This window comes from Adlercreutzia rubneri, from assembly GCF_009755265.1.
Classification (GTDB): Bacteria; Actinomycetota; Coriobacteriia; order Coriobacteriales; family Eggerthellaceae; genus Adlercreutzia; species Adlercreutzia rubneri.
Genome location: NZ_WPOO01000007.1, coordinates 77,515 through 96,359 on the forward strand (window position 1 = coordinate 77,515; position 18,845 = coordinate 96,359).

13 protein-coding genes and 1 tRNA gene are annotated in these 18,845 nt (G+C 63.7%); 10 read left to right on the forward strand and 4 right to left on the reverse strand.

Annotated features, from left to right (window positions below; translation table 11 throughout):
- The first annotated feature begins 137 nt into the window (after window positions 1-137).
- From GO707_RS05920 to GO707_RS05930, 3 genes are all read left to right on the forward strand, one after another.
- Window positions 138-1,418, forward strand: coding sequence for a DUF4143 domain-containing protein (locus tag GO707_RS05920; RefSeq protein ID WP_198161024.1), 1,281 nt, complete (start codon window positions 138-140; stop codon window positions 1,416-1,418).
- 172 nt (window positions 1,419-1,590) lie between these two features.
- Entirely contained in the window at window positions 1,591-2,655 is a 1,065-nt protein-coding gene (locus tag GO707_RS05925; protein WP_157012497.1) for a 4-(cytidine 5'-diphospho)-2-C-methyl-D-erythritol kinase, read from the forward strand.
- A gap of 133 nt (window positions 2,656-2,788) precedes the next feature.
- The gene (locus tag GO707_RS05930) at window positions 2,789-3,151 is read left to right on the forward strand and encodes a guanylate cyclase (RefSeq protein WP_157012498.1); all 363 of its coding nucleotides are present in this window, start codon (window positions 2,789-2,791) and stop codon (window positions 3,149-3,151) included.
- Between the two features lie 36 nt (window positions 3,152-3,187).
- On the opposite strand, the gene GO707_RS05935 is transcribed toward GO707_RS05930, so the two are convergent.
- Window positions 3,188-3,278: transfer RNA gene (locus GO707_RS05935), tRNA-Ser, on the reverse strand.
- Window positions 3,279-3,388: 110 nt separating this feature from the next.
- Between GO707_RS05935 and purB the strand changes: the two genes are divergently transcribed.
- Window positions 3,389-4,738 carry an adenylosuccinate lyase gene (purB, locus tag GO707_RS05940; RefSeq protein WP_157012499.1) on the forward strand — a complete coding sequence of 450 codons (1,350 nt, stop codon included), beginning with the start codon at window positions 3,389-3,391 and terminating at the stop codon, window positions 4,736-4,738.
- Window positions 4,739-4,825: 87 nt separating this feature from the next.
- Here the strand turns inward: purB and GO707_RS05945 are convergent, their stop codons facing one another.
- On the reverse strand, window positions 4,826-5,734 hold the full coding sequence (locus GO707_RS05945) for a TlpA family protein disulfide reductase (protein WP_157012500.1): 909 nt from the start codon (window positions 5,732-5,734) through the stop codon (window positions 4,826-4,828).
- A 36-nt stretch (window positions 5,735-5,770) separates the two neighbouring features.
- Window positions 5,771-6,433, reverse strand: a complete 663-nt coding sequence (locus tag GO707_RS05950) for a cytochrome c biogenesis CcdA family protein (RefSeq protein WP_114540111.1) — start codon at window positions 6,431-6,433, stop codon at window positions 5,771-5,773.
- 248 nt (window positions 6,434-6,681) lie between these two features.
- Between GO707_RS05950 and GO707_RS05955 the strand changes: the two genes are divergently transcribed.
- The gene (locus tag GO707_RS05955; protein WP_198161025.1) at window positions 6,682-7,932 is read left to right on the forward strand and encodes a glycoside hydrolase family 3 N-terminal domain-containing protein; all 1,251 of its coding nucleotides are present in this window, start codon (window positions 6,682-6,684) and stop codon (window positions 7,930-7,932) included.
- A 228-nt stretch (window positions 7,933-8,160) separates the two neighbouring features.
- Here GO707_RS05955 and GO707_RS05960 read toward each other — a convergent pair whose 3' ends face one another.
- Window positions 8,161-9,486, reverse strand: a complete 1,326-nt coding sequence (locus tag GO707_RS05960; protein ID WP_232325634.1) for a twin-arginine translocation signal domain-containing protein — start codon at window positions 9,484-9,486, stop codon at window positions 8,161-8,163.
- Window positions 9,487-9,749: 263 nt separating this feature from the next.
- Here GO707_RS05960 and GO707_RS05965 point away from each other — a divergent pair, with 263 nt between their 5' ends.
- From GO707_RS05965 to GO707_RS05985, 5 genes are all read left to right on the forward strand, one after another.
- A complete protein-coding gene (locus GO707_RS05965; RefSeq protein WP_022741169.1) occupies window positions 9,750-10,460 on the forward strand; it encodes a response regulator transcription factor in 711 nt (236 codons plus the stop codon).
- A 75-nt stretch (window positions 10,461-10,535) separates the two neighbouring features.
- Entirely contained in the window at window positions 10,536-12,098 is a 1,563-nt protein-coding gene (locus tag GO707_RS05970; protein WP_157012504.1) for a sensor histidine kinase, read from the forward strand.
- Between the two features lie 605 nt (window positions 12,099-12,703).
- Complete coding sequence (locus GO707_RS05975) at window positions 12,704-13,585, forward strand: phosphoribosylaminoimidazolesuccinocarboxamide synthase (protein WP_157012505.1); 882 nt, start codon at window positions 12,704-12,706, stop codon at window positions 13,583-13,585.
- A 42-nt stretch (window positions 13,586-13,627) separates the two neighbouring features.
- Window positions 13,628-14,359, forward strand: coding sequence for a hypothetical protein (locus GO707_RS05980; protein ID WP_157012506.1), 732 nt, complete (start codon window positions 13,628-13,630; stop codon window positions 14,357-14,359).
- 127 nt (window positions 14,360-14,486) lie between these two features.
- Entirely contained in the window at window positions 14,487-18,329 is a 3,843-nt protein-coding gene (locus tag GO707_RS05985; RefSeq protein WP_157012507.1) for a phosphoribosylformylglycinamidine synthase, read from the forward strand.
- Window positions 18,330-18,845 lie beyond the last annotated feature (516 nt).

Consider the following 18,845-nt stretch of genomic DNA (forward strand, 5'->3'; position numbering starts at 1 on the left):
AGTCAACCCATTTATCTCTCCGGCGCAAATGTATCTAAAATTTGAGCGCAAATCTCTCCAACAGAATATCGCAAATCAGTGTAAAATACGATGTAGATAATGAAATCGGATAAGCTCTGAGAAGGGAGTAAGCGACAGTGCAGTATCGCAATCGCATTGCCGATCGAGAGCTTGAGTTTCGTCTGGAATCTTTCGGTGCAACGCTTATTGTGGGCCCTAAGGGCTGCGGTAAAACTACCACAGCGAAGCAGAAAGCCGCCAGTGTCGTGGAGCTGCAAGATGAGGATAAGCGCGACAATTACCTTGCTGTAGCGGCAACGCAGCCTTCGCGGCTGCTGGAGGGCCCGAAGCCGAGGCTCTTCGACGAGTGGCAAGATGCGCCGAAACTATGGGGCGCTGTTCGCAAGTCGGTGGATGATGAGCAAAAGAACGGGCTCTATATTCTTACTGGATCGACGTCGCAAGAGGTGGACACCCCGCATACGGGTACTTTGCGCATCTCAACGTTGAAGATGCAGCCGATGAGCCTTTTCGAGAGCGGCGAGTCAGAGGGCTCCGTATCTCTTAAAGCGCTCTTTGATGATTCGACGAGTTATGACGGCTGCACCTCGAAGCTTTCCATCGATGAGTTGATCGTGGCGATATGCCGAGGAGGATGGCCGCACGCCATCAACAACGCCTCCTTGCGTTCGCAGCTAGCAGTGGCCAAGGATCTCTTTCGCCAAACATGCTTTGTTGATATGTCTAACATAGATGGACAAAAGAGAAATCCGCGCTGGGCTGAAGCGATTCTGCGCTCCTACGCACGCAATCTATGCACTTTAGCAGAGACGAAGACGATCTACTGCGACGTGCGAGCAACGACGGAGCTGTCTGAGTCGACGTTCTACGATTATCTTGAAGCGCTCGAAAAACTCTACATTGTTGAGGACGTTCTTGCCTGGTGCCCGGCCATTAGATCCAAAACGGCAATACGGGCTTCGAGAAAGCGAAACATGGTAGACCCGTCAGTTGCCGTCGCCGCGCTTGGACTGAGCCCAGCGTATTTCAACGAGGATTTCAAAACGTTAGGCTTCCTCTTTGAGTCGCTCTGCATGAGGGATCTGAAGGCATATTCCTCGGCGCTCGGGGGCGAGTTGTCGTACTATCGCGACCGGTACGGATTGGAGGCCGATGCGGTGCTCCATCTTGACGATGGGCGGTATGCGCTTGTTGAATTCAAGCTGGGCGAAAGCGAAATTGATGAAGGCGCAAAGCATCTTCTTGAAATTGAGCGGCTTGTTTCCGAGCGCAACAAAAAGGAGGAGCAAGTTCCATTACGTCTTCCCGACGTGAAGCTCGTTATCACCGCCACCGAGTACGGCTATCGTCGTGAAGATGGTGTCTGCGTGGTGCCCATTGGATGCTTGAGACCATAGGTTTCCAGTTTTGGTCAACTGGATTTCTGACCTGTCTCTATTCCTGGCGGAGATTTGAAAGAGCGCTGGTGACTCTCTCAGGCGTCGCTTTCCCATTCGCTATAATTTTTCCCACGAACGAATGACGAACGCCTAGGGAGCGGCAAGCGGCCGACTACGGAAAGGAACGCGAATGACCGAGAACGCCCAGCGCAATCGCGAGGCGGAAGTGAACCTGCTGGCGGCGGCCCGGGAGGCCCAGTGGTCGGCGGCTGCTTTCATGGGGCCGAACACGATGAAGCTGGTGTCGCCGGCGAAGGTGAACCTGCTTTTGGCCATTGGGGCGCGCCGCGAGGACGGCTACCACGATGCCGATACCATCATGCACGCGCTCGCGTTGCATGACACGCTGTATTTGCGTGCGGAAGATATCTCGGCGGATGAACTGGCGAAGAGCGTTGTCGAAGGGGCGTCTCGCGAGGACGTTGCCGTGGGCGGCCCGGCGGACAACCTCGTCATGACTATCGACCTGGCCGACCGCACGGGCCAGGACTTGAACGTGCCGGCGGCTGACAATCTCGCCTTCAAAGCTGCTGATCGCCTGTCCCGGGCGGTGGGTCGCGACCTTCCCGAGGCCATCCAGCTGCGCATTGAGAAGCACATCCCGGCCCAGGGCGGCTTGGGCGGCGGCTCGTCGAACGCGGCGGCGGTGCTCGTGGGCCTTGCGAAGGCGTGGGGCCTTGCGGCCGATGACGAGCGCGTGGCCGACGTTGCCCGGTCGCTTGGGGCTGACGTGGCGTTTTTCCTCCACGGGGGTTGTGCCTTGCTCGGCGGTGTGGGCGAGGTTTTGCAACGCCGTCTGGAAACGTCGCGGCGCTCCGTGGTGCTGGTGAAACCAGCAGAGGGCGTCTCCACCGCCGCGGCCTACGAGCGCTTCGACGCCGCCCCGCGCCCCGTGCCCCAAGACGTGCTCGCTTGCGACCTCGCCGCTACTCGCGCCGACGACGTGGTTCTCGCCAACAACCTCGCGCCGGCGGCCGAGGCCCTGTTGCCCGAGCTGCCCTCCATTCGCGAATGGCTCGCGGAACAGGCGGGCAGCGAAAGCGTGCTCCTCTCAGGCAGCGGCTCGGCCACTTTCGCGCTGGTGGACACGTTCGCCGAGGCCAGCCGCATCGCCACGGCTGCCACGGCCCACGGCTGGTGGGCACGCCCAACGAGCCTCTCCGGCCTGCGCGCCGCCGTCGCCCCCACGCGCTAGGGGGCGCTGGGTAACGAATGGCCGCGCCGCCGTTCCGCACCGGTCATTTTCGTATACACTGGTGTCGCTTCAAGCGCGCCCGTCAAAGTCTGCCGGGCATCTCGTCGATGCCGCCGAAGAGAGAGGATGAGAAATGGGCTTTCTCGCTCGCCTGTCCCGCGTCGTCCCTTTGCTCATCATCATGGCGGTGGCGGCGGGGCTCATCTACGTGGTGGTTACCTACCGCCATTCTCCGGCTCGCGCCAAAGAGGTGCTCATCAAAATTTTCACCTGGTTTAACGGCATCGTCGTCGGCTTTTTCGCCCTGGTGTCGGTGTACGCCTTTTTCGACGATGCTCCGGCGGTGCTCGACCTCTCGCTCAGCTTCATGATCGTGGGTCTTGTCGGCCTCCTCATCACCCGCATCGCCAACTGGCGCTTTCTCAAGCACAACCCCAACTACCGCAAAAAGCGCCTCGCCGCCACCACCCGCCGTCGCTGGCCATGGGGGAAATAAAAAAACTCCCTGTAGGGAGTTCGAGAAAAGGCAAAGTGGCGGAGGAGTAGGGATTCGAACCCTAGATGCCCTTGTGGGGCATACTCACTTAGCAGGCGAGCACCTTCGGCCTCTCGGTCACTCCTCCGCGTAATGTTGTATCTTACCTGACCTTTGAACGTTTCGCAACGAATAAATCGGCGACTTTGGTAATCTACGCAATAAGGAACCGCACATTGCCAGGGAAAGGAAACGCGCATGATCGGTCGCTACACTCGTCCGGAAATGGGTCGCATCTGGGAACTTGAGAACAAATTCGCCATTTGGAAGGAGATCGAGGTTCTGGCCTGCGAGGCCCAGGCTGAGCTCGGCCAGGCGGGCATCACGCGCGAGGAGGCCCAGTGGATCCGCGATCACGCCGACTTCACCGTTGAGGAGATCGACGAGATCGAGAAAGTGACGAATCACGACGTCATCGCGTTCACCACCTGCATGGCCAACTACATTGACGCCGACATCCCCGAGGGCGCCGACAAGCCCAGCCGCTGGGTGCACTACGGCATGACCTCCTCCGACCTGGGCGACACGGCCCTGTCCTATCAGGTCACGCAGGCTTGCGACATCATCATCGACGACATCAAGCGTCTCGGCGAGACCTGCAAGCGCCGCGCCTTCGAGTTTCAGAACACCCTGTGCGTCGGTCGCACCCACGGCATTCACGCCGAGCCCATGACCTTCGGCATGAAGTTCGGCAGCTGGGCCTGGGCCTTAAAGCGCGCCCTCATCCGCATGGAGGAGGCCCGCGCCGTGGCCGCCACGGGCGCTATCTCGGGAGCTGTGGGCACCTATTCCTCCATCGACCCCTACGTGGAGCAGTACGTGTGCGAGAAGCTGGGCCTCACGCCCGATCCGCTGTCCACCCAGGTGCTGGCCCGCGACCGCCACGCCCAGGTGATGGCGGCGCTGGCCGTGACGGCTTCCACGCTGGAGTCCATCGCCATGCAGGTGCGCCTGCTGCAACAGTCCGACGTCATCGAGGCGGAAGAGCCGTTCACCAAGGGGCAGAAGGGCTCCTCGGCCATGCCCCACAAGCGCAATCCCATCACGGCCGAGCGCGTTTGCGGCCTCGCCCGCGTGGTGAAGGCGAACGCCCAGGTGGCCTTCGACAATGTGGCCCTGTGGTTCGAGCGCGACATCTCGCACTCCGGCGCCGAGCGCGTGGTGCTGGCCGACAGTTTCACGGCGCTCGATTACATGTTCGGGAAGATGCAGTGGATGCTCGACGGCCTGCAGACCTACTCGGCCAAGATGGAGCACAACCTGTGGCGCACGAAGGGCCTCATCTTCTCCAGCAAGGTGCTGCTGGCGCTCGTGGACGCGGGCATCTCCCGCGAGGACGCCTACGTTATCGTGCAGCGCAACGCCATGAAGGTGTGGGAGGACATCCAGAACGCCGTGGACGGCCCCACCTACCGCGAGCGCTTGGAAGCTGACGACGAGGCCATGGCCCTGCTTAGCCAGGAGAAGCTGGACGAGATCTTCGACCCCTGGGACTTCCTCACCCGCAAGGACGTGGTCTTCGACCGCCTGCAGGAGCTGGAGTTCTAGTCGGGTATCGGCATACCTATATGGAAGGCCCCTGGCGCTGATTGTGCTAGGGGCCTTCTTTGTACGAACAAATGCTGAAAGAGGCGTCTACTGCGCAGCGGGGGCAGCGGTGTTGCCGGTGAGCATGTCGATGCCCTGGGCGATTACTGAGGCATCCATGGCGCCCATGTAGGCGCCGATGATGTTGCCCTCGGCGTTGATCAGGTAGGTCTGCGGGATAGAGCTCACTCCGAAGGCCGTGGCCGCCGAGTTGTTGGCGTCGAAGTAGCACGGGAACGTGTAGTTGTTCTCGGCGAGGAAGGCCTTGGCGGACTGCTCGGTCTCGCCGTTCATGTCGGTCATGTTCACGATGACGAACTCGACGTCGTTGCCGTGTTCTTCCCAGGCAGACTGGATGTCGGGCATCTCGCTGGCGCAGGGGCCGCACCAGCTAGCCCAGAAGTTCAGCAGCACCGGCTTGCCCTTGAAGTCGGCCAGGGTGAGGGTCGCTCCATCCGCGTCGGTCATGGTGAAGTCCGGGGCCGGGGTGGTGGCTGCGTTGGCGCCGTTGCCGTCACCGGTATCGTCGGAAACGTCGGCGTCGGCGGTGGCATCTACCTCGGTTTCTTGGACGGCATCGGTGCCGGTAACTTCTATCTGCTTGTCATCGGCCGTTGGCGCCAGGACGCTGTAGGCCACGCCCGCGCCGATGAGCAGCACGGCAAAGACGACCGCGGCTACGATGACGCCCACGTGCTTCTTGCGGTCGGCCTTCTCTCCTTCGGGGGTGGCAGCGTTGGCTTTCTCCTCTGCTTCCAAAGCCGCCAAGCGCTCGCCGATGACCTCGCCTCGCTGCTCGGCTGCCGAAGATGCAGTTGCCGCGGGGGTCGCGCTTGCCGTTGCCGGAGCGCCCTTCGTCGTTGCTTGTCCGCCAGCATCGGGAGTCTGCTCGTCGGCCGCGATCTCCGTCTCAACCGGAGTTCCGGCGTCGGTCGGCGTCTTCTCGTTCTCGCTCATGTTCGAACCTTTCTCCTTCGGGCCGGGTTCCACCGGCTAGCTCAGCAGGCGCAAGAAGCCGCCGAGCAGCCCCGTCGCCATGAGCACGCCCACGGCGACCAGAAACCAGCCGCATACCTTGTTAATGATATCGTAATGTTGCTTGATGACGGCAAAAGCGCCCTTCAGCTTGTCGATGAGTACGGCAGCCGCCACGAACGGAATACCGAGGCCGGCCGAGTAGCACAGAAGCAGGATAACGCCCTGCGCCACCGATGCCTGCTGCGAGGCCAGCATGAGCGCCGAGCCGAGGAACGCCCCCACGCACGGCGTCCATCCGATGGAGAAGATGACGCCGAACAGCACCGAGGAGAAGAATCCCAGCTGCCGCCCCGCCAGCGGGTTCTTCGCGCCGTGGAAGAGGTTGATCTTGATGATGCCGAGAAAGTACAGCCCGAAGGCGATGACCACCAGGCCGCACACCACGTTGACGGCACTTTGATACTCGATGAAGAACGCGCCCACCGACGAAGCCAAAGCTCCCATAGCGATGAACACGCACGTGAAGCCGAGCACAAAGCCGAGGGCGTTGCGCAGCACCACCGAAGTGCGCACCTCCTCGCCGGCGGCGAAGTAGGTGACGTAGATGGGAATCATGGGAAGCAGGCACGGCGACACGAAGGTGATGATGCCCTCCAGAAAGGTGATGAGATAGGTCACAAATCCTCCTCCTGCTTCGATCGCCGTTTTGCGATATCTCGCATTATTCCCTATTTGCGAGCGGCGTGCCTCCGTCTTCACAGAAAGTGAAGTGACCGTTACGTGCTTCGGCATCGTGCGGTGGCCCGTTGCCGCAAGGCGTTTCTGGCGCTATGCTGGTGGGCGTAAGTGAAATTGCGAGTGCATGCGCGATTGGCTCGAAGGGACTGCGTCGTTCGAGGGGATCGCGTTGTTCGAAGGGAAGTAGTGTGACTGTTCTGGTTGATTCCATCACCCGCCGCCGTTTTGTCTGGCTGGCGGCTTTGGCCGGCGGAAGCCTAGCGTTGAGCGGCTGCGCGGGCGACGGATCGAACGGGACAGGCGGACCGACCGGGGTGGACGGTTCGGGCGGCGAAGGCGCTGGTGACGGCCAGAATCCCGAAGACGCCGCAGCCGCCGCGCGTGCTGCTGTGGACGAGCGCATCGGCGCCATGACGCTCGAGCAGAAGGTGGCCCAGCTGTTTATCGTGACGCCGGAAGCGCTGGTGGAAGGCGTGTCGCAAGTCACTCAGGCCGGCGACATGACTCGCGAGGGAGTAACGGCCCATCCCGTGGGCGGCATCGTCTACTTCGCTCAGAACCTGCTCGACCCCGAGCAGACGACGGCCATGCTTGCGAACGTCAAGCAGTTCTACGCCGATGCCGGAAACGTGGCGCCCTTCATCGCTGTCGATGAAGAGGGCGGCACGGTGGTGCGCGTCGCCGACAATGAGGCCTTCGGGGCTCAAGATGTGGGCGACGCCTCGGCCCTCGGCAGCGCCGGCGACACCGAGGCGGCCAAGCGCGCCGCCGAGCAGATCGCCGACTACCTGGCGCCGCTCGGGTTCAACCTGGATTTCGCCCCTGTGGCCGACGTGGTGAACCCGCTGCGCAGCGACACCATGGGCCTGCGTTCGTTCTCGAGCGACGCCGCCGTGGCCGCCGACATGGTGCGGGCCGAGGTGGAGGGCTTCCGCGACAAGAAGATGCTTTGCTGCGCCAAGCATTTCCCGGGTATCGGCGCGGCGGCTGGCGATTCCCATGAAGATGCCATCACCATCGACTCGACGAACGAGGAGCTGGAAACGGTGGATCTCGTGCCCTTCCGCGCGGCCATCGAATCAGGGGTGCCCATGATCATGGTGGGACACGTGAGTCTGCCGAACATCGTCGGCGACAGCACGCCGGCCCCGCTCAGCTCGGCCGTCGTTCAGGGCATGCTGCGCGATTCTCTCGGGTACACGGGCATCATCGTCACCGACTCGCTTTCCATGGGTGCCATCACCAACTACTACACCCCGGCAGAAGCGGCGGTCGCGGCGCTCAAGGCCGGCTGCGACATCCCGCTCATGCCTGAGCGTTTCGACGAAGCTTACCAGGGGGTGCTGAACGCGGTGCAGGCGGGAGAGCTGACCGAAGAGCGCATCGACGAGTCCCTCATCCGTATCCTCGCCGCCAAACAGGAGTACTTCGGGCTGTAGGCTTAACGGCAGCGATCGGGACGGGAGGACCCCGCGAAGACCTCTGCGCGTCCCCCGGAGAACGCGGCCGTTAAGAAACAGCTTCCACTTCAGCAGCAGTGGTGTCGGGATGGTACCGACCCATGTGCGTTCCTTCCGCTGTTTCTTTTGCCGCGTTCGCAGGGGGATAAAGCGCGCAGCGGGCTTTGCGGGGTCCTCCCGTCCCGATCGCGGACAGGGTAGGTGCCCCTACGCTGCCGGTTCCCAGATGCGGACGAGGCAGTGCTTTTGCTGCTCGCCGCCGATGGGGGTGTAGTCCACGTTGCAGTAGGTGACGGCCCGCGTGCCCGCATGCGTGGAAGCGAGGAAGTCATTGTAGTCGCCCGACCCCTCCTCCAGGGGCAGCTGCGCATAGCGCCGTCCTGCCAAGTCGACGGCCACCACGAAGCTGCCGCCGCGCACCATAAGCCAGTCGCCGCACCAGCACGGTGCGGAAAGCGGGTTCGCCGCGAAATGGAACCAAGGTACTGCGCTGTAGGTCTCGGTGCCGGGGTTGGCGCAGGTAACAGGCAGGTACGGTGCGCCGCCGTCTGCCTCGCCGCCTTCTGAAGCCATCTCTTCCGTATTGGCCGCCGTGAGCGAGACCGCTGCGGGGGCCTCCATGGGCAGGTAGGTGCCCAGATTCGCAATGCCCTCGCCGTAGTTGTAAATGCCGTCGAAGGCGAAGCTGAAGCCGGTTTTGCCCCAGCCGCATTCCATCGGCTTCATGGACGAGGGCAGAACGCAGGCGTCGGTGACCTCGCCGGTGGCGGCGTCCAGGTGGGTGAGCTGGTAGTAGGTGCCGCTTGTGCGGGCGCGGGGCGCCAGCGCGAGGCTGTCGCCGCAGGAGGTGGGCGCGCAGGCCATGCGTCCCTGGGAGGCGTACACTACCTGGGAATCGGCCGTGCCGAAGGCGGCGCGCAAAAGCCGCGAATCTTCCACGCGGGCGTTGCCGTCGAGCTGTGGAAGCCGCTGCCAGAAAGCGTACCCGTCGGCGACGGCCAAGGTGGGCATCTCCCAGTTCACGTCGCCCTCGTCGAGCAGCTGCGGCTCGCCCAGCGTGGTGCCGGAAAGCGACGCCGCGTACACGCGCCAGAGGTTGTCCAAGATGTCGGCCTCGGTCCAGACGACGCCGGCGGCATTGGCGCGCACGTCGTAAATCTCGAAGCCCTCGGCCTCGCCCACGGCGTGCTCGATGATAGTGGTGCACTCGGCGGAAGACAGATCGAGGAGCCCCACCTCGGCCAGGGGCTTGGCGGTTTCCGTGGGAAGCAGGCAGGCGGCTACGGCGTCGTCGCTGCACCAGACGAGCGTGCCGAAGGGCAGTTTCGCCGAGCCGGCCAGCGTGACGGCGTCCTCATAGTTTTCCATCTCTTCCAAGGCGGTCTGCGCGGTGACGGCGCTTTCGGGCACCTTAAGGGTCTTCAGGGCGTCGTCGTCGCTAGAGCGGCCGGCGGCCCAAGCGGCCCCGCCGCCCACGGCGGCCAATGCGGCCACGCCAGCTGCGCCGTACAGGAAATGACGGCGCGTCAGCAAGACCTCGTGGCCTCCGGGCAAGGAGAGGGATGTGGGTTGTTTTGTCGCAACGCGCCGCGTGGGCGCGGATCTTCTCTGTGGCATGGGGCTATTGTGTCATTTCGCATACGCCTCGGCGACCGTATGGGGCCAAACGCTACAATAAACGCAAACACGACTGCCGGGCTGATATATGGGCCAACTGCCGATGAAATCGCAGGTCAGCACAGATTTCAGCTTTGGCATCTTAGAAACTGCAAGCGAGTATGCAAGGAGCACATTCCATGAGCAACGAGACGCGACGCATTCTTCTGGTTGAAGACGAGAAGGCCATCCGCGATGCGGTGACGGCCTATTTGGAGCGCGAGAACTACTGGGTGACCGCCGTCGGCGACGGCCAGGACGCCCTGGAAGAGTTCCAGAAGCATCACTTCGATCTGGTCATCCTCGACCTCATGCTGCCCCGCGTGCCGGGCGAGCGCGTCTGCCGCGTCATCCGCGACACCTCCGATGTGCCGATCATCATGCTGACGGCGAAGGGCGAGGTGGAAGATCGCATCATCGGCCTGGAGCTGGGCGCCGACGACTACTTGGTGAAGCCCTTCAGCCCCCGCGAGCTGGTGGCCCGCTCCCGCGCGCTGCTGCGCCGCGTGCACGCCGATTCCGAGCCCCAGCGCGAGGTGCTCGAGTTCGGCGAGCTCACCATCGACGTGTCGGGCCACAAGGTGCTCGTCTCCGGCGAGGAGATCGATCTTACCGCCAGCGAGTTCAAGCTGCTCACCACGCTGTCCCGCTACCCCGGTCGCGTGTATTCCCGCATGGAGCTCGTGGAGAAGGTGCTCGGCTACGACTTCGAGGGCTACGAGCGCACCATCGACTCCCATGTGAAGAACCTGCGCGCCAAGATCGGCGACAACCCGCGCAACCCGAAGTGGCTCCACACCGTGCACGGCGTGGGCTACCGCTTCGAGGATCCCACCAAGAACGGCCAGTAATCGCCCGTTCATTTCGCGTACTTGCCGCCGGAGCCGCTCGGCTTTGGTGTCCGCCGTCTGCTTCGAAGGAGTTCCATGACCGAGACGGAAGCAAAACCGCGCATTCTGGAAACCGCTGAAGAGGTCGCCCCGCCGGCGGCCTCTTCGCCTTCTCCGGAACGCAAGAAGGAAAAGAAGCACCTGCGTTGGTCGAACCTGTCCTATACGACCCGCGTGACCTTAGCCTTCGCCCTCATCGCCGCCATGACCGCCCTTGTGGCCATCGGCGTGGTCTCCTTTGTGTGGGAACAGCATTTCCGCACCTACACGGCCGACAACATGCAGACGCTCTGCGAGACCACGGCGAACCGCATCGCGGCCATTTACGAGGAGACCGGCGATTTGTGGAATCCCGAGACCACCCGCCCGGCCGCCCAGGCCACCGAGCTCACGAGCGGTGTGGGCGTGCGGGTGATCGACTTGAAGGGGAACACCGTTTTCGACTCCTCCGTCATCATCGACGAGCAGCAGGGCGACGTGTTCACGTCCTTCGCGCCGCAGGACCGCTCGCAGGCGGCCACGGCCTCCATCGTGCTTCCCGACGGCGAGAAAGTGGGCACCGTGCGCCTGTGGGTCTATGGCTCCGAGGCCCTTATGCGCCAGCCCGACCAGGAGTTCCGCGATAACTCCTACCAGGCTATGTTCATCGCCGGCGGCGTGGCCATCGTGCTCGCCTCCTGCATCGGCTTCCTCTTCGCGCGCAACTTGGTGTCGCCGATCAACCGCATTATGAAGACGGCCCGGGCCATCGGCGACGGCGATCTGTCGGCCCGCACGAAGCTGACCGGCGAGGACGAGGTGGCCCGCCTCGGCGAGACCTTCGACGCCATGGCCGAGTCGGTGGAGAAGGACCGCGATTTGGAGCGGCGCCTCACCACCGACGTCGCCCACGAGCTGCGCACCCCGCTCATGGCCATCCAGGCTACGGTGGAGGCCATGATCGACGGCGTCTACGAGGCCGACGAGGAGCGCCTGGTCACCGTGAATTCCGAGATCCAGCGCCTGTCGCGGCTGGTGAACGCCCTTCTGAAGCTGTCGCGCTTGGAAAACCGTGCCGAGCCCATGAAGGAAGAGGTTGTCAACGTCGGCGATCTCATCGCCGGCATCATCGCCACCCATGAGATGTTCGTGTCCGATTCCGGCCTCACCCTGGAGTACGACGCTCAGCCCGACGTCATGGTGGTGGGCGACGCCGACATGATCCGCCAGGCCACGGCGAACCTGATTTCCAACGCCGTGCGTTACACGCCGGAGGGCGGCCACATCACGGTGTCGGTGAAGAAGGGCGACATCATGGCCTCCATTGCTGTGCGCGACACCGGTATCGGCCTTTCCAAAGAGGAGGCCCGCATGGTGTTCTCGCGCTTCTGGCGCGCCGACGCCGGCCGCAACCGCGAGAGCGGTGGTTTGGGCGTGGGCCTGGCCGTGGTGAAGGAGATCGTCGACCGCCACGGCGGCTGGGTGCAGGTGGAAGGCGAGAAGGGCAAGGGCGCCTGCTTCACCATCCATATCCCGTTGTACGACGAAGACGCCTCCAAGCACCGCCGCAACTCCAAGAAGCGCACCGGCCACAAAAAGCCCGCGAAAGCAAGCCGATAGGAGAAGGTGCCCTTCGGCGTTCTGCAAGTTTTGCGGCCTCGAAGCAACGTCGCGGCGATCCGGATGCGCGATTTACGGCATTGCTGGGCGCCTGACGATCGAGATGGACAAAAACGGGTAGCTAGCTGCGAGCTAGCCCCTGGGCTGGTAACGTTTTGGCCGAAAAGGGGTCGTTAACTGCGAGCTAGCCCTGCGGTGGACACGTATTGGACAAAAACGGGTAGCTAGCTGCGAGTTGCCCCCTGTGCTGGCCCCGTTTTGGCCAAAAAAGGACCGCTAGCTGCATTTGGTGCGCGCGCGTCCATGTTCTCGTCGATTGCCGCGTCTTCTGACCAGGCGAAACGCGAAACGGATGGAGGGCTTTTTGCTGGCCGGACAATCAATGGCCAGAAATGGTGCGCCGACTGACAGTTAATGGGTACTTTTTGGCCATTTCGAACAGAAGGGGTATCGTGCCGTTCTCTGTGAAGCGACGGTGCGAGGGCCGTATTTGTGCCATAATGTCCGATACGCGAAAAGCGCTTGGGTACCTGCGCTCGAACGGCGTCCGTTGGGCGGTGTTCGAGCGGAGCGGCAGCCGGGCCATCAAGGAGAAAGGGCGTTCCATGGCGGGAATCGACATCACCCCCGACGCGCAGGGCAAGGTGCGCGATCTGTACGATTTGGGCGACAAGCTGCTGCTTGTGGCCACCGACCGCATTTCGGCCTTCGACTACATCTTGGAAGACGAGATTCCCTACAAGGGCCAGGTGCTCACCCAGCTCTCCAAGTTCTGGTTCGAGCTGCTCGATGGCGTCGTGGAAAATCACCTCATCTCGACCGACGTGGCCGACCTGCCCGAGGAGTTCAAGCCCTACGCCGACTACCTGCGCGGTCGCTTCATGCTGGTGAAGAAGGCCGACATGTTCCCCGCCGAGTGCATCGTGCGCGGCTATTTGGCCGGCAGTGGCCTAAAGGAGTACAACCGCGAGGGCACCGTCTGCGGCATCGAACTGCCCGAGGGCCTCGTGAACTCCTCGAAGCTGCCCGAGCCCATCTTCACTCCGTCCACCAAAGCCGAAATCGGCGACCACGACGAGAACATCTCGTTCGACCGTCTCGTGGAAATCCTGGGCGAAGAGGATGCCACCGCCCTGCGCGATCTGGCGCTCAAGGTGTACACCACCGCTGCCGATCACGCGGCGGCCCGGGGCGTCATCATCGCCGACACGAAGTTCGAGTTCGGCCGCTTGGGCGATTCCATCATTTTGGCTGACGAGGTGCTCACGCCCGACTCATCGCGCTTCTGGCCCGGCGACACCTACGAGGAAGGCAAAGACCAGCCCAGCTTCGACAAGCAGTTCGTCCGCGACTGGCTCACCGCCCACTGGGACAAAACCGGCAATCCGCCGCGTTTGCCCCAGGACATCATCGACGCCACCTCGGCCAAGTACATCCAGGCCTATGAAACTATTACGGGCAAGACCTTCGATCTTGAAACGTTCTAACGCCGACCGCCTGATCGACCACTGAAGGAGAACCACAGTAACATGTCCCAGCGCAACCCCATGAACGAACGGTACACCTCCGAAGACCGCACCGGCACAACGCGCAAGTCGGCCGCCTCGGCCAAGCCGAAGGCCAAGGCCGCCGCCTCGGTCACCGTGAAGTCGGCGAAGAAGACGCCCGAGCAGCGCAAGGCCGAGGAGAAGGCCGCCCGCAAGGCCGCTGCCGCAAAGCAGCGCGAGGTGGAGCGCAAGTATTACAAGCCTGACACGCCGCGCTACAAGCGTCTGCGCGCCATCTGGTGGGTGCTGCTCATCGCGGCCATCGGCTGTACGACCTTGAGCTTCGTCGGCCAGCAATCGCTGCCGCCGGCGGTGGGCGTGGTCACGCTCATCTTGGCCTATGTGTTCATCATCGCCGCCTTCGTGCTTGATTTTTGGAAGATCAAGAAGGAGCGCGTTGCCTACCAGGAGCGCATGCTGGCGCTTGAGGAGAAGAACGCCAAGGCCGAGAAGCAGGCGCGTCGCGTGCAACAAGCCAAGCAGGTGAAGGCGAAGGGCTCCGGCAAGAACCAGAACCGCCATGCGGCCCAGAAGAAGGGCGGCGAGCCCGACGAGGGCGCGGAGGGCGCCGGTGCCGGCGAGTCCGATGAGGTTCCGGTGAGGCCGGCCCGTCGCGGCCTGTTCGGCAGCGGTTTCCGTCTTTCCAACCGTGAGAAGATGCAGGCCGAGAAGAAGGCTGCGAAGGAAGCCGAAAAAGCTCAAAAAACCGAGTAGCACCTACCGTAGGGGGCGACCTCGGTCGCCCCTCCTCAAGTGGGATAATCCCGCTTGGGAGGGCAGACCAAGGTCAGCCCCTACAGAAAAGTTCGAGCGCCCGTCCCTTGAAGAGAGAGGCACATCCATGGTATCTCGCGTCTATGTTGAGAAGAAGCCCGGGTTTGATGGCGAGGCTCGCGCCCTGGCAGCCGAGCTGCGCGACATCGTCGGCATTTCGGGGCTGACCGGCGTGCGCCTGGTGAACCGCTACGACGTGGAAGGCGCGACGGACGAGTTATTCGCCGCCTGCGTGCCCACGGTGTTCTCCGAGCCGCAATCCGACACCGCTACCTTCGAGCTGCCCGAGGCCAACGGTGCGGCCGTGTTCGCCGTGGAGTTTCTGCCCGGCCAGTTCGACCAGCGCGCCGATTCGGCGAGCGAGTGCATCCAGCTCATCAGCCAGGGCGAGCGCCCCGCTGTGCGTTCGGCGGTGGTGTACTACTTGGAAGGCGATCTCGCCGACGATGACGTGGAGGCCGTGAAGCGCTACGTCATCAACCCGGTGGAGGCCCGCGAGGCGTCGCTTGAGCCTCGCGACACCCTGGCCATGGCCTTCGAGCGCCCGGCTGACGTGGAGGTCATCGAAGGCTTCACGGCCTTTTCCGATGACGAGCTGGCCCGCTTCATCGACGAGCGCGGCCTGGCCATGGACCTGGCCGACATCCAGTTCTGCCGCGCGTACTTTGCCGAGGAGGGGCGCGATCCGTCCATCACCGAGATCAAGATGATCGACACCTACTGGTCCGACCACTGCCGCCACACCACCTTCGGCACCGTGCTCGATGACGTGGAAATCGCCGACGCCAGCGTGCAGGCCGCCTTCGACCGCTATCTGGAGCTGCGCCACGAGCTCGGCCGCGACGAGAAGCCGGTCTGCCTCATGGACATGGGCACCATCGGCGCGAAGTGGCTGAAGAAAGAGGGCATTCTCACCGGCCTCGACGAGTCCGAGGAGATCAACGCCTGCACCATCAAGTGCAAGGTGGATGTCGATGGCGAGGAGCAGGACTGGCTGTACCTCTTTAAGAACGAGACCCACAACCACCCCACCGAGATCGAGCCCTTCGGCGGCGCGGCCACCTGCGTGGGCGGTGCCATCCGCGATCCTTTGTCGGGCCGCTCCTACGTGTACCAGGCCATGCGCGTCACGGGCGCGGCCGACCCCACGGTGCCCGTGGCCGACACCATTCCCGGCAAGCTGCCCCAGCGCAAGCTGGTGACAACGGCGGCGGCCGGCTATTCCTCCTACGGCAACCAGATCGGCCTGGCCACGGGCCAGGTGCACGAGCTGTACCACCCCGGCTACGCCGCCAAGCGCATGGAGATCGGTGCCGTGGTGGGCGCTACGCCGGCCGATCACGTGCGTCGCGAGACGCCGGCGCCGGGGGATGTGGTGGTGCTCCTCGGTGGCCGCACGGGCCGCGACGGCATCGGCGGTGCCACGGGCTCTTCCAAGGCCCATTCCGTGGAATCTCTGGAAAGCTGCGGGGCCGAGGTGCAGAAGGGCAACGCGCCAGTGGAGCGCAAGATCCAGCGCCTGTTCCGCCGCGGGGATGCTTGCCGCATGATCAAGCGCTGCAACGACTTCGGCGCCGGCGGCGTGTCGGTGGCCATTGGCGAGTTGGCCGACGGCTTGGACATCAACCTGGATGCCGTGCCCAAGAAGTACGACGGGCTCGATGGCACGGAGCTCGCCATCTCCGAGTCCCAGGAGCGCATGGCCGTGGCCTTGGCCCCCGAGGACGTGGATGCCTTCATCGCGCTCGCCCACGAGGAGAACCTTGAGGCCACACCCGTGGCCGTGGTTACGGAAGAGCCGCGCGTGCGCATGCATTGGCGCGGCGACACCATCGTGGACGTGAGCCGCGAGTTCCTCGCGAGCAACGGCGCGCCGAAGCATGCGGCGGTGGCGGTACCCGCGCCGGCCGACGAGAGCTTCGCCGAAAGCGCCTGCGACCGCGCTTTCGAGGCGACAAGCGAGCTGACTGATCCCGTGGTGGACGCCGTGTGCGATGCCGATTCACTGGAAGTGTCCCTCGCAGCGCTTATGGGCGACATCAACCGCGCGTCGAACAAGGGTCTTGTGGAGCGCTTCGACTCCACCATCGGCGCGGCCACGGTGCTCATGCCCTTCGGCGGCACCCGCCAGCTCACCCCGTCGCTCGCCATGGTGGCGAAGCTGCCGGTGCTCGGCGGCAAGACCACGACGGTCTCGGGCCTGTCCTGGGGCTTCAACCCGTATCTTTCGTCCTACGACCCCTATGCTGGCGCCTACATGGCCGTGCTCGATTCCGTGGCGAAGCTCGTGGCCACCGGCTTCGAGCGGGCGAACATGTACCTCACCTTCCAAGAGTACTTCGAGAAGCTGCGCCAGGATCCCGAGCGCTGGGGCAAGCCCATGGCGGCGGTGCTCGGCGCGCTCATGGCCCAGATCGATTTCGGGGTGGGCGCCATCGGCGGCAAGGACTCCATGTCCGGCTCTTTCGAGGACTTGGACGTGCCGCCCACGCTCGTGTCCTTCGCGACGGCCATCGGTGACATCGACCGCGTCACCTCGCCGGAGCTGAAGGAAGCGGGCGACAACCTTATCTGGGTTTCCTTCGAGGACGCGCTGGCGTCGAGCGTCTGCGCCGCCTTCGACGCGGTGGAGTACCTCATCGGTGCGGGTGTCGTGCGGGCCTGCGCGAGCGGCGCCTACGGCGGCTTGGCCGAGACGCTGGTGAAGGCGGCCGTGGGCAATGGCCTGGGTATCACCGTGGACGAGGACATCGACATGGGCCAGCTGTTCGAGCCGGCCTACGGCACGTTCGTGATCGAGCTGGCCGCCGGCGAGGATGCCCAGTCCGTCGTCACGCGTTTGGAAGATGCCGGGCTCGACGCCAACGTGGATGTGGTGGAGCTTGGCCAGGTGACCAGCGCTTACGAGTTGACCTGCGACGGCCAGGTGGCCGATCTCGCCGTGGTGCAGGAGGCCTGGGAGCGCGGAGGCGGCCTTGAAAGCGTGTTCCCGTACCGCACCTCGTCGGAGGAGCGCGCCGTCGCCGAGTCCGTGCCCGCCATCAGCTTCGAAGGGGAGGCGGCCCCGGCCTACCACGGCCCGGCGCTGCTGGGCGACGCCTCCGGTGCTCCGCGCGTGGTCATTCCGGTGTTCCCCGGCAACAACTGCGAGTACGACTCCGCTGCCGCCTTCGAGCGGGCCGGCGCCGTGCCCTCCGTGTACGTGGTGAACAACCTGACGCCCGAGGCGGTGGCCGAATCCACCGCCGAGTTGGCGCGTCTTATCCGCGCGTCCCAGATCGTCATGATTCCCGGCGGCTTCTCCGGCGGCGACGAGCCCGACGGTTCCGCGAAGTTCATCACGGCCTTCTTCCGCGCCCCTGAGGTCACCGAGGCGGTGCGCGATTTGCTGCAGGCGCGCGACGGCCTCATGCTCGGCATCTGCAACGGCTTCCAGGCGCTCGTGAAGCTGGGCCTGGTGCCCTTCGGCGACATCCGCCCCATGGACGCCGATTGCGCCACCCTCACCTTCAACAACATCGGCCGCCACCAGAGCACGCTCGTGCGTACGCGCGTGGCCAGCACGATGTCTCCCTGGATGAGCCGCATGGAAGTGGGCGAGATGCACACCGTGGCCATCAGCCACGGCGAGGGCCGCTTCGTGGCGCCCCCCGCGCTGCTCGACTCCATGATCGCAAACGGGCAGGTCGCCACCCAGTACGTGGACGCCGCGGGGCAGCCCTCCATGGACTTGGCGGTGAACCCCAACGGGTCGATGCTCGCCATCGAGGGCATCACGAGCCCCGACGGCCGCGTGCTCGGCAAGATGGGTCACACGGAACGCGCCGGCGCGGGCCTGTACAAGAACGCCTTCGGCAACACCTACCAGCCCCTCTTCGAAGGCGGTGTCGACTACTTCCGCACGAAGTAGTTACTGCCACGCGAGGTAGTTGCCGCTGCATGAGGTGGCTGCTCGGGAGGGTGGCGTGCGACCGCCCGTCGGTGGGACCGGGGGTTTGATGCCCGAAAACAACAAGGGCGACGTCAGGAACGGAAGTTTGGTACCTGGCGTCGCCCTTTTTGCGGCCAACTTGCGGAGTTTGGCATCGAATGGTGCCAAGTTTGGCAGTTTGGTACCCTGCCTTGGTCAAATTGCGAAGTTTGGTACCCGAAAACTTGCACGTACGAATTTCTGACCTGGTGTTTCTTCGGAGTCGAGGTACCAAACTGCGAGTTTTGGCCGAATTCGGGGGTGCCAAACCCCCGATCTTGGAAGAGGGCAGGTGCCATATCGCGGATCTTCGCGGATCTTGTCCGAGAAAGATGGATACCGGTTCATCGGGCGGTAGGGCTGTGGTTGTGGTCTCCTTGTCGACGGCGCCAGATGAATCGTCGAGGTCGTCGCGCGGCAGTGCCCCGGGGTCGAGTGCGCTGTGGATCCGCTCTA

Coding starts and splice junctions, on each gene's coding strand:
- GO707_RS05985 (WP_157012507.1), top strand. CDS start 14,487: ATGGTATCTCGCGTCTATGTTGAGAAGAAGCCCGGGTTTGATGGCGAG.
- GO707_RS05980 (WP_157012506.1), top strand. CDS start 13,628: ATGTCCCAGCGCAACCCCATGAACGAACGGTACACCTCCGAAGACCGC.
- GO707_RS05945 (WP_157012500.1), bottom strand. CDS start 5,734: ATGAGCGAGAACGAGAAGACGCCGACCGACGCCGGAACTCCGGTTGAG.
- GO707_RS05930 (WP_157012498.1), top strand. CDS start 2,789: ATGGGCTTTCTCGCTCGCCTGTCCCGCGTCGTCCCTTTGCTCATCATC.
- GO707_RS05970 (WP_157012504.1), top strand. CDS start 10,536: ATGACCGAGACGGAAGCAAAACCGCGCATTCTGGAAACCGCTGAAGAG.
- GO707_RS05975 (WP_157012505.1), top strand. CDS start 12,704: ATGGCGGGAATCGACATCACCCCCGACGCGCAGGGCAAGGTGCGCGAT.
- GO707_RS05965 (WP_022741169.1), top strand. CDS start 9,750: ATGAGCAACGAGACGCGACGCATTCTTCTGGTTGAAGACGAGAAGGCC.
- purB (WP_157012499.1), top strand. CDS start 3,389: ATGATCGGTCGCTACACTCGTCCGGAAATGGGTCGCATCTGGGAACTT.
- GO707_RS05925 (WP_157012497.1), top strand. CDS start 1,591: ATGACCGAGAACGCCCAGCGCAATCGCGAGGCGGAAGTGAACCTGCTG.